Origin of the sequence: Saccharomonospora halophila 8, assembly GCF_000383775.1 — a bacterium.
Lineage (GTDB): Bacteria > Actinomycetota > Actinomycetes > Mycobacteriales > Pseudonocardiaceae > Saccharomonospora > Saccharomonospora halophila.
The window spans coordinates 1-3,297 of sequence record NZ_KB912560.1 but is presented as its reverse complement, the minus strand read 5'-3'; the positions used below and the strand labels follow the sequence as shown (position 1 = coordinate 3,297).

Below are 3,297 nucleotides of genomic sequence, written 5' to 3'. Positions count from 1 at the left end.
GGGGTGCACCCGGCCCGGGTGGTGGTGATCGGCGGCGGCGTCGTGGGCCGCGGCGCCGCGCGGGTGGCGCTCGGACTGGGCGCCGACGTGGAGCTGCTGGACACCGACATCGCGCGGCTGTGGCAGATCGATCGGGAGTTCGCGGGCCGGGTACGCACGATCGCTTCCAGCGGCATGTCGCTGGCCGAGTCGGTGCTGCAGGCCGATCTGGTGATCGGGGCCGTCCTCGTCCCGGGTGCGAAGGCCCCGGAACTCGTCCCGCACGATCTGGTCGGCCGGATGCGGGAGGGCAGCGTCCTCGTGGACGTCTCCATCGACCAGGGCGGCTGCTTCGCCGACTCCCGACCGACCACGCACGACGAACCGACCTACCGGGTCAACGACTCGGTCTTCTACTGCGTGACCAACATGCCCGGCGCGGTCCCGCGTACCTCGACCTACGGCCTGACCAACGCGACGCTGCCGTACGTGCTGCGCATCGCGGACGAGGGCTGGCGGGCGGCCGCACGGGCGGACACCACGCTGGCCCGGGGGATCAACACGCACGCGGGCGGGCTCACCAATGAGGCGGTGGCCCTCGCGCACGACCTGGACTTCGTCGGCTCCCCGCTCTGATCCCGGCGCCGGACCGGGAGGACCGGGACGGACGGGGACACGACGCAGACGCCGGAGAAGAAAGAAGGGGCGGCCCGCTCAACCAGCCTGGGGGTCACCGGGAGCGGGCCGCCACCAACAACTCTAAGCAATAACGGGGCGGTTCGCCGCCCGGGGGTCGCGAGTCGTCGAAGTTTCTTTCCCACGGGACAGCTAGCGATCCGGTGAATCTTTCACGGTATGCCATTGACCAGGGAAAATAGGTCTTCACTCAGCAACAGATGCCGAGAGTGACATACGTCGCCCTCCGTCCGGGTGAGGAACCCGGAGCCCTCCCGTGATCGTCGTAACGGTCCGTACGGCAGGATGACACCGGCCAAGGCACGATCACGAGGGAGACGAGGGCAGCATGCACGACGGCAGTGGCCGCATCGCGGTGCAGAACCTCACCAAGCAGTTCGGCGCCCTCACCGCGGTGCAGAACCTCAGCTTCGCTGTGGAGCCGGGAAGCGTCACGGGATTCCTCGGGCCGAACGGCTCCGGCAAGACCACCACGCTGCGCATGATCCTCGGACTCGTCGAGCCGACCGCGGGCGTGGCCACCATCAACGGCCGACGGCACCAGGAGCTCGGCAGCCCCGGACGGGTGGTCGGCGCCGTGCTGGACAACGGCGGATTCCACCCGAAGCACACCGCCCGCACTCACCTGCGGGTGTACGCCGCCGCCATCGGGGTGCCCGACCGGCGGGCCGACGAGGTGCTCGGCCTCACCGGGCTGGCCCCCGCGGCCAACCGGCGCACCGGCGACTTCTCCCTCGGGATGCGCCAACGGCTCTCCCTCGCGACGGCGCTGCTCGGCGACCCGCAGGTGCTGGTGCTCGACGAACCGTCGAACGGGCTCGACCCGGAGGGCATCGCGTGGCTGCGGCAGTTCCTGCAGTCCTACGCCGCCCAGGGCCGCACCGTGCTGGTGTCGAGCCATCTGCTCTCCGAGGTCGAGCAGATGATCGACCGGGTCGTCATCGTCAGCGCCGGGTCGACCCGGTACTACGGCCCGCTGGAGCAGCTGCGCCAGAGTGGCCGCTCGCGCGTGCTCGTGCAGCCCGCCGATGCCACGGCCCTGGTCACTGCTCTGCAGGAGGCGGGCATCACCGGCCTCGAACCCACCCAGGACGGACGGGTGGCGGTGTCCGGATCGAACGTGCAGCAGATCGCCGACCTCGCCGCGCAGGCCGGTGTCGCCGTCTACGGGATCCAGGAGGAGACCGCCGATCTGGAACAGCTCTTCTTCCAGCTGACCAGTCCGCAGTACGCCGCCCCTGCCCCGGGGCACCCTCCGCAGTTCGCACAGCCGCCGTTCCAGCAGCCGCAGCAGCCGGGGCCGCAACAACCCGCCCCCCAGCAGCCCATGCCCCAGCAGCCCATGCCGCAGCAGGGTGGTTGGGCAGCTCCCCCGGGCGGGCCGTACGCCGCCGGGCAACCGATGCCCCCGCAGCAGCAGGCCTCGCAGCAGCAGGCCTCGCAGCAGCAGGCCCCGCCGGAGCAGGCGGCCGAGCAACCACCGCAGCAACCGCCGCAGCAGGCGGACCCACAGTCCGAACACGAGCAGCCGCAGTCGACCGAGGGCTGGGGAGGTCAGCAGTGATGGGCAACCTGATCAAGGCGGAGTTCCGCAAGACCACCGGCCTCAAACCGTGGTGGGCGCTGATGATCCCGGCGTTCGCCGTCTCGTTCTTCTTCGCGTACGGCTGGGGCAACGGGGTCAACGAGTTCAGCGACTTCCTCGGCACCTACGACGCGCAACGGCTCGCCCGCGCGCTCGGTGTCCAGGTGGACGCCCTGCCGGTGGGCATGCTCGCCATCTCCCGAGGGGTCAACGTCGGCCTGCTCTTCCCGGTGATCTTCGGGATCTCCGCGCTCGCGGGCGAGTACACCCGCCGGACGATCACCACGACTTACCTCACCGCACCCGGGCGCGGCGTGGCACTGACCGCGAAGATGGTCACCTACACGGCCTGGGGCGCGATCTACAGTCTCGTGATCCTGCTGGCGACGACCCTCGGCGCGCTGATCGCGGTCGACGGGTCCCGACTGCCGTCCGCCGGGCAGTGGTTCGGCGTGCTGGGCACGACGCTGGTCGCCGGAGTGCTCGCCACCCTGTTCGGGGTCGGCGTCGGCGCGGTGTGGAACAGCGTCACCGGACCCGTCGTGACGCTGATCATCTGGATGCTCGTCGTCGAGAACCTCCTCGTCTTCGTCATGTTCGGTACGTTGGATGCGTCGTGGCTCGGTGGTGTCCTGCCGAACAACGCGCTCAACGGGATCGTGGGTGCCCTGGCCGCCGCATCGGTCGGAGCCGCGGGCGTGTCCGTACCGGAGGGCCTGGACGGGAACCTCCAGTGGGCTTTGCAGTACCTCGCGGGGGCGCCCGGCTCCTACGCCTGGTGGAGCGCGACGCTGGTGTTCCTCGCCTGGACACTGGCGTTCTTCGGGGCGGGCTGGGCCGCGAACCACAAACGCGACATCACCTGATCCAGCGCCCCGAGGAGCCGTGAGTGAGCGGAACTGACACCACGTCGGCACCCCCTCACGGCTCCTCCCCCGGGACCGCGGCCACCGACCCCACCGCGCACCGCGGGTGGGTGCGCCGACTGACGGCCGCGTGTCTCCGGCACCCGCGGCTCGTGGTCGCCGCGCTCGGTG

The 3,297-nt window shown here is 70.7% G+C and carries 3 protein-coding genes; all 3 read left to right on the top strand.

The window, feature by feature from the left end; genetic code table 11:
• A partial coding sequence (locus SACHA_RS0113560; protein WP_019810664.1) for an alanine dehydrogenase occupies window positions 1-615 on the top strand: 615 nt, incomplete at its 5' end.
• Between the two features lie 388 nt (window positions 616-1,003).
• Complete coding sequence (locus SACHA_RS0113555; protein ID WP_019810662.1) at window positions 1,004-2,239, top strand: ABC transporter ATP-binding protein; 1,236 nt, start codon at window positions 1,004-1,006, stop codon at window positions 2,237-2,239.
• A complete protein-coding gene (locus tag SACHA_RS0113550; protein WP_019810660.1) occupies window positions 2,239-3,126 on the top strand; it encodes an ABC transporter permease subunit in 888 nt (295 codons plus the stop codon). Before SACHA_RS0113555 ends, SACHA_RS0113550 begins: the two co-directional genes overlap by 1 nt.
• The last annotated feature ends 171 nt before the right edge of the window (window positions 3,127-3,297 follow it).